The following is a 7,126-nucleotide window of genomic DNA, read 5'->3' as shown; positions in this document are numbered from 1 at the left end:
GCAATCGGCGCGCCGCTGCGAACAACGATACGATTGCTTTCCGGGCGCGAAAGCACTTCCGACCACGAACGGCCTTCGAACAGTATGAAATCGGCCACCTGTCCTTCGGCGACCATGCCCTTGTCGTCGAGGCCCATGATCGCGGCAGGTGTTACCGACACGGTTTTTGGCCAAACGCCTGCCGGATGGTCGAGGTGCAGCACGCGTGTGCCCAGGCGCCAGGTGTCGAGCATGTCGAGATCGCCATAGGAATGGAACGGATCGCGCGTATTGTCAGAGGCAAGCGCCACCGGGATCCCGCGCCGCTTCATCTCGTGCAGCAGCGTCACGCCCCGCCACCTTGGCGTCGTTCCGTCATGCCGTCGATCTTGGAGATAAAGATTGCAGGTCGGCAGCGACACCACCGAAAGACCGGCGGCGGCGACCTTCTCGAGCGTCGCGTCGATGTTTGCGTCGTCCTGCATGGCGAGCGAGCAGCAGTGGCCGACGAGCACCTTGCCTGCGAAGCGCGACCGTAGCGCTGCCTCGGCGATGCGGCGCAGCCCATCGGCGGATGGATCGGCGGTCTCATCGGCGTGGAAATCGAGGTCGAGACCGTATTTGGTGGCGGCTGCGAACATGCTGTCGAGAAGGTCATCGAGATCTGGCGCGGGATAGGCGACAGCACCCAGAATGCCACCAGCTGCTGCCACGCGCTTGGCGATGCCTTTCAAGAATGCCTCGTCGCGAGCGAAATCGATGCCGAACAGGCAGGCAGCCTGTAGCTCGATCCGGCCGCGCCACTCGGCCCGTATTTCCTCGAAGACCGGCCACGAGATGGCGTCCTGCGGCGGCAGCGAATCAAGATGCGTGCGGATGGCCGAGGTACCGTGGTGATGCGCCGAACGCAGCGCGAAATCCATGCGCCGAGCGATGTCATCAGCCGACCAGTTGGCCGCGCGATCGGCCTTTGTGGCTGCCAATGCCCCAGTGAACGTGCCGTCGGCATCGGATGTCCTGGGCAAGATGTGGCCCTTGTCGAGATGCGTATGGCAATCGACAAAGGCTGGCAAAACAACCCTGCCGCCGCAATCTATCTGCGCCGTTCCGCCCAGGTGGAAGCCGGCCGGATCACCCGCTGGGGTTGTTGCCAATATCTTGCCTTGCTCTACAGTCAGGTCGGCGAGAAAGAACTCGGCACACGCGGTTTCGATGGCACTTGCTTTTATCACGGCATTGTTGAGACGGACGTTGCGCAGCACGTATCGTCCCCGTAGCGCGGCCGCAGCAATTGTGACGCGCAAGGTTGCCTGGTCGAAAGCGGGCATGGTCATCGGAGGCCTCAGCAATTGCCGCAGCGATCGCGTGCGGGAGGGTTGTCAGTTGCGCAAGGGGCGCAGACCGGTTGATTGCGGCATCTGGTGCCTGGCTGCGCATCGATCGGCGGCAGTTAAAGGTTGCCGTGCAGGGAAAGTTCATTTATTGATCACAATATGAGATCACAGATTGCGGCCTGTCAACTTCTGCCCCCGGTCGGCGTATATCTGCGGCAAGATCGCAACATGGCGTCGTTCCTCGTAAAGCGCAAATCTTGAGGACACCGACGAGAGGCGGAGAAGCGGAATGCGGATAGACAAAATCGACGGCGCCAAAGACGGCAAGGAACCCGCCAAGAAAGAACGCGGGCATGTCCATGAGCATGTGCTGCGCTATATGCGCAGAGGTCTCATGGTTGGGGCTTTCCTGCCCGGCCAAGTGATGAGCCTGCGCAAACTGGCGGCCGGATTTGGCACCAGCCCGATGCCTGTGCGCGAGGTCCTGAGCCGTCTGGTGGCTGCCAATGCGCTTGAGGAAACCAAGGGCGGTTCGGTGCGCGTGCCACGGCTGAGCCCGGATAAGCTGAGCGACCTCTTTGCCGTGCGCGAGATGCTTGAAGGTATGGCGGCCGAGCTGGCTGCCAAGAAGGCAACGCCAACGCTGATCACCGAGCTCGCCTCGATCAACAAGCAGTTGCTTGTGGCGATCGACAAGCGCGACATCCTGAACTGCTTGTCGTTCAACCAGAAATTTCACTTTACGCTCTACGAAGCGGCCGACTCTGAAGTGCTGATGCCGCTGATCGAATCGCTGTGGCTACAGTTCGGCCCGACCATGTACATGTCGCTGCTGATCCCTTCGATGCCGTGGAACGCCGCTGATCATGAAGACATTCTTGGCGCGCTGAAGGAAGGCAACGCCAACGCTGCCAAGAAGGGCATCGTCCACGACATCCGCACCACCTGCAAGGCGCTGCTCAGCGTCGCCGGCTCGCAAGGCATCGAGCTGCCTTTCGCGCAGGGGCCGGAACTTCAATTCGACTACTGACATTAAGATCTGGGGGGATACGCCATGGCCGGTAAGGCTGAACAGAATCTCGTCCGTCTGGGCATCAGCCTGCCCGCGACCGTAGCGCCCTTGGCCAACTATGTGCCGGCGCGCCGCCTGGGCAACCAAGTCTACATTTCAGGCCAAGTGCCGAGCGAGGCCGGCAAGGACAAGTACACCGGCAAGCTTGGTTCGGATTTTTCCATTGAGGAAGGCCAGGCGGCCGCCCGCCTTTGCGCTGTCAACATCCTTGCCCAGCTCAAGCAAGCGCTTGATGGCGACCYCGATCGTGTTGTCGGCGTCATCAGGCTTGGCGGCTTCGTCAATGCCGAGCCCGACTTCAAGGATCACCCCAAGGTCATCAACGGTGCCTCCGACCTGATGGTCGAAGTGTTCGGCGAGGCCGGGCGCCATGCCCGCGCTGCCGTTGGTTGCTATTCACTGCCGCGCAACGTGCCCGTCGAGATCGACGCGATCTTCGAGGTCAGCTGACCGTGCAGCCTGCCGCATCCACGATTGACGAAAGAATTCCGGTCCATGTTCTGACCGGCTTCCTTGGAAGCGGCAAGACCACCTTTCTCAGGCATCTGCTCGGCGAGCCGGATCTTGCCGACACGGCGGTGATCATCAACGAGTTCGGCGAAATCGGGCTCGATCATTTGCTGGTGCGGGAAGTTTCCGAAGACGCGGTGCTGCTTTCGTCTGGCTGCCTGTGCTGTGCAGTGCGCGATGATCTCGTTTCCACTTTGGCCGACCTTCTGGCGATGGTTCGTCGTGGCGAGGTGGCGCCTTTCCGCCGGGTCGTGGTTGAAACCACGGGCCTCGCCGATCCAGCGCCGATCATGCAGGCGGTGATGAGCGATATGCAGCTCCGTCGCGGCTATCGGGCGGGCAGTATCGTGGCGACCGTCGATGGCGTCAGCGGTGCCAACAGCATCGGTAACTTCGCCGAAGCCGTCCAGCAGGTGGCGCTGGCCGATTGCGTGGTCATCACCAAGTCGGAGCTTGTCGACCCTTGGCGGCTCGATGCGCTTGGCCAGGAAGTCGGCAAGGTGAACCCACAGGTCAGGCAGCTCGTCTCCAGCCGCGCAAGCATGCCGCGTGCGGGAGACATCTTCGACTATGACGAGACTTGGGAGCCGCGCCATTTCGAAATGGCCGATACGCCGATGGCGGGCAAGCACAGCGACGGCATCGAGACTTTCGCCGTCGAGATCGACAGGGAGGTCGATTGGCCTGCCTTCGTCGACTGGCTGGAATTGCTTTTGGCCGGACGTGGGCAATCGATCCTGCGCGTGAAGGGGCTGCTGGCGGTCACAGGTGACCCGCGACCGGTGGTTATCCATGGCGTCCAGCACGTCGTTTATCCGCCGGAGTATCTGCCGCATTGGCCCGAAGGCATGCCTCGTGGATGGCTGGTTTTCATCGCGCGCAACCTGAGCCGCACGGCGATCGAAAACTCGCTGCCAAGCACATTCGCCGTGGCGCGCTGACACTCCGAAACCTCGTCGGCATCTGATTTTTGTTCAAACATTTTTGCGTTGGCTATGGCGATAGGGCGGGCCGCGCCCGGCCAAGGCGTGGTCGCGACGTCACGACGCGTGGCGAAACCCGCTGCGATTTCCGATGCTTGCCTAAGAGGTTTCGTCGTTGCGGCGCTCGCTCAGGGAGGTCCGACATTTGTTAGAGGCAAGCGCAGATTCGTCGCTTGACAAAGGTCAATTGTGATCACACTATGAGATCAAGAATGAGGTTTGAGAGCGTGAGTTGTCACGCCTTGTTCGGGGGAGAGAGGCAGGCCTTCGGGCCATAGGGGCGCCCGCGTGGTGCTCGTTAGGGAGGAGAGAAATGTTGTACGCCACAGGTCTCATTCGCAGCGCAGCACTCATTGCCGCGACTGCCATCACCACGGTTCTGTCAACTCAGGGCGCCATGGCCGAGGACGTAAATCTGCGCTTCAGCTGGAAGCTGAAGGGGGAATACGGCTTCTTCTACCTAGGTCAAGAAAAGGGGCTCTACAAGGACGCTGGCCTCACCGTGACGCTCGGCGAAGGCGCCGGTGCCCAGGCGGYCCTCGCAGCCCTTCTCCAAGGCCAGGAAGACCTTGCAGTGGTTCCTGGAATATTTGCGATTACGGCGATCCAAAAGGGTATGCCAGTCAAGATTATTTCTCTTTACCAGCCGGCCGCACCCGTCGTCTTGATATCGCATCCCGACAATCCGGTCGTAAAACCAAGMGATCTCGAAGGAAAGTCTATCGCCAGCTCGATAGGCGAGACCTCAACGGCATATATGGGGGTTTTCTGCAGTCAGAATAAAATCGACTGCACGAAGATCAACAAGATCCAGATGGACAGTCAGACCCGCATTCCGCAGTTCGTGCAGAAGAAGGTCGATGTGGTTGGCGTGTACCGAACAAGCGATCTTCCCGTTCTTATAGACAAGACTTCCACCAATTTCGCTGTCCTTGACATGGAGGAGTTTGGCCTTGCTGTCCCTGGACTAGCGGTTGTCGCTAGCGCCGACGGTGTAGAGAAGAAGGGCGACGCGCTTCGCAGTTTCCTTTCTGTCACAAGCAAAGCAATCGAAATGTCGCGCAGTGATCCTGCAGCCGCAACCGCCGCATTGAAGGCGGTATGGCAGGCTGGGCCATCCGACAAGGTTGTCCGCGAGCAGATCGAGGCGACTTCAAAATCCATTCCGGCAGCGACAGGCAAACCTCTAGGATGGGTCGATGAAAAGACGATTGCCGATGCGCTCAAGCTGATCGGTAGCGTCGACGATATCGGCGAACCGAAGCCCATCTCGACCTTTTATACCAATGAACTTCTGACGCAGTGAGGCTACGGTGGCGAGCACGGATGTAATCGGCGCCGGTCAGGCGCAGAAGAAGCAAGGCAAGAATATGAGCAGCAAGAAGAAATCGCGTGGGCCTTGGTTGGAGCGCTACTCGGCGCTTATCCTCGCGATCGTGCTGCTTGGCGCTTGGCAGATTCTGGTTCCTTGGTCGGGGCTCTCGGAGTTCGTTCTGCCGACCCCGCTGGCTATCGCCACGCGGATCGTCAACGAACTGCCGCTGCTCGCCTCCCATGGCTATGTGACGCTTTTCGAAGTTGTCGCCGGCTTTGCCCTGGGGGTACTGGTCGGCGTCCCCCTGGCGCTGTCGATCTTCTATTCCAGGGCCTTCGAACGCGCCATCTATCCGATCCTGGTCGCCCTGCAGACGGTGCCGAAGGTCGCACTTGCGCCGCTGCTGGTGCTGTATCTCGGCTACGGGTGGGCGCCCAAGATCACGCTGGCTTTCCTGATCTCGTTCTTCCCGATCGTCATCTCGACGGTGGTCGGCTTGCAATCGCTGGACAAAAACCTGGTCAATCTCGTCCGTTCGATGGGGGCAAGCGAATGGCAGACCTTCTTCAAGGTCCGTCTGCCGGCGGCACTGCCCAATATCTTCGGTGGCTTCAAGGTGGCGGTGTCGCTCGCCGTCATCGGTGCAGTCATCGGCGAGTATGTTGCTGCCGAACGCGGCCTTGGTTACCTGCAACTCCAGGCCAACTCGCAGTTCGACACAACGCTCAATTTCGCCACCGTGGTCACGATCTCCGGACTTGGTGTGATGCTCTATTTCATCATCGATACCATCGAGAGCCGAGTTACCTACAAGCGCGACTCCGCCAAATAAGCCGGCTGCCGGAGCAGCCGACAACGAAAACAGGTTCAGTGAGGCAATCCCATGAGTGCCACTACCCAGATGGGCGCGGCGGTCGACATTTCCCGGCTTTCCAAGATCTACAAGACACGTGAGGACGATGACGTCCTCGCTCTCGACAAGATTGATCTCAAGATCGAGCCCGGCAGCTTCGTTGCCGTCGTCGGGCCCAGCGGTTGCGGCAAGAGCACGCTGCTTTCGCTTCTTGCCGGCCTGACGCCTGCCTCGACCGGCAGCATCGCCATCGACGGCGACGGCGTCAGCAAGCCGCATCCGAAAACCGGCGTCGTGTTCCAATCGGATCTGTTGCTCTATTGGCGCTCTGTGCTCGACAACATCCTGCTGCCGATCGAGATCAAAAAGCTCGACGTGGCAAAATACAGGCCTCGAGCCGAAGAATTGCTGGCCCAGGTCGGGCTTGACGGGTTCGGCAACAAGTTTCCGTCCGAGCTCTCGGGTGGCATGCGCCAGCGCGTGGCGATCTGCCGTGCGCTGATCCAAGAGCCCGGCTTGCTGCTGATGGACGAGCCTTTTGGCGCGCTTGACGCGCTGACGCGCGAACAGATGATCATGGATCTGCAGTCGATGTGGCTTCGCTTGCGCAACACAGTGCTGTTTATCACCCATGGCATCGACGAGGCAGTGTTTCTCGCCGACCGCGTGCTGGTGATGTCGCCGCGCCCCGGCCGCATCGACCTCGATCTCAAGATCGACCTGCCGCGCCCGCGCCAGTGGAGCAAGACCCACGAGGACAAGGACTATCACGGCTATGTCCGGCAGATCCGGGCGATCTTCGAGGCCAAGGGCATTCTTGTCGCCCACTAGCGGGTTGGCCCCCTAGTCGGTTCAGCCGATCCGCCTATCGGCAATTACGACAATAACGGCATGAGCGCCGCCGGGAAACTTCCCGGCGGACGAACATTTGCGCGGAGAGCCCGGATGTCCGGAACCATTTTCATCCCCAAAGAGCTTGAGTTGATTGAAACCCGTGTTGGGGCTTCGCCGGATACGGTGAAACGCCTGGTGGGGCTTGGTTTTGACGTGGTTGTCGAGACAGGGGCAGGGACCTTGTCG

At 60.3% G+C, this 7,126-nt stretch carries 7 protein-coding genes and 1 pseudogene; 7 read left to right on the top strand and 1 reads right to left on the bottom strand.

Annotated elements, in window-relative coordinates:
• Window positions 1-1,307 (bottom strand): cytosine deaminase (locus tag AC1DUU_RS18855; protein WP_476784929.1); only part of this gene is annotated, 1,307 nt, incomplete at its 3' end.
• A 295-nt stretch (window positions 1,308-1,602) separates the two neighbouring features.
• Between AC1DUU_RS18855 and AC1DUU_RS18850 the strand changes: the two genes are divergently transcribed.
• The 7 genes and pseudogenes from AC1DUU_RS18850 to AC1DUU_RS18820 all read left to right on the top strand — a co-directional run.
• Complete coding sequence (locus AC1DUU_RS18850; RefSeq protein ID WP_476784928.1) at window positions 1,603-2,343, top strand: GntR family transcriptional regulator; 741 nt, start codon at window positions 1,603-1,605, stop codon at window positions 2,341-2,343.
• A 24-nt stretch (window positions 2,344-2,367) separates the two neighbouring features.
• A complete protein-coding gene (locus tag AC1DUU_RS18845) occupies window positions 2,368-2,835 on the top strand; it encodes a RidA family protein (RefSeq protein WP_476784927.1) in 468 nt (155 codons plus the stop codon).
• 2 nt (window positions 2,836-2,837) lie between these two features.
• Complete coding sequence (locus AC1DUU_RS18840) at window positions 2,838-3,836, top strand: CobW family GTP-binding protein (RefSeq protein ID WP_476784926.1); 999 nt, start codon at window positions 2,838-2,840, stop codon at window positions 3,834-3,836.
• Between the two features lie 355 nt (window positions 3,837-4,191).
• Window positions 4,192-5,184: an ABC transporter substrate-binding protein gene (locus AC1DUU_RS18835; protein ID WP_476784925.1), complete on the top strand. Its 993-nt coding sequence runs from the start codon at window positions 4,192-4,194 to the stop codon at window positions 5,182-5,184.
• Between the two features lie 64 nt (window positions 5,185-5,248).
• Window positions 5,249-6,025: an ABC transporter permease gene (locus AC1DUU_RS18830; protein WP_476784924.1), complete on the top strand. Its 777-nt coding sequence runs from the start codon at window positions 5,249-5,251 to the stop codon at window positions 6,023-6,025.
• 51 nt (window positions 6,026-6,076) lie between these two features.
• The gene (locus AC1DUU_RS18825) at window positions 6,077-6,877 is read left to right on the top strand and encodes an ABC transporter ATP-binding protein (RefSeq protein ID WP_476784923.1); all 801 of its coding nucleotides are present in this window, start codon (window positions 6,077-6,079) and stop codon (window positions 6,875-6,877) included.
• A 114-nt stretch (window positions 6,878-6,991) separates the two neighbouring features.
• Window positions 6,992-7,126: pseudogene (locus tag AC1DUU_RS18820) on the top strand (Re/Si-specific NAD(P)(+) transhydrogenase subunit alpha); the annotation flags it as partial.

This window comes from Aminobacter sp. P4_H6_2, assembly GCF_056400805.1.
The sequence above is the reverse complement of the archived record's forward strand: the minus strand, read 5'-3'. Positions and strand labels throughout refer to the sequence as shown.

Coding starts and splice junctions, on each gene's coding strand:
- AC1DUU_RS18830 (WP_476784924.1), top strand. CDS start 5,249: ATGAGCAGCAAGAAGAAATCGCGTGGGCCTTGGTTGGAGCGCTACTCG.
- AC1DUU_RS18825 (WP_476784923.1), top strand. CDS start 6,077: ATGAGTGCCACTACCCAGATGGGCGCGGCGGTCGACATTTCCCGGCTT.
- AC1DUU_RS18850 (WP_476784928.1), top strand. CDS start 1,603: ATGCGGATAGACAAAATCGACGGCGCCAAAGACGGCAAGGAACCCGCC.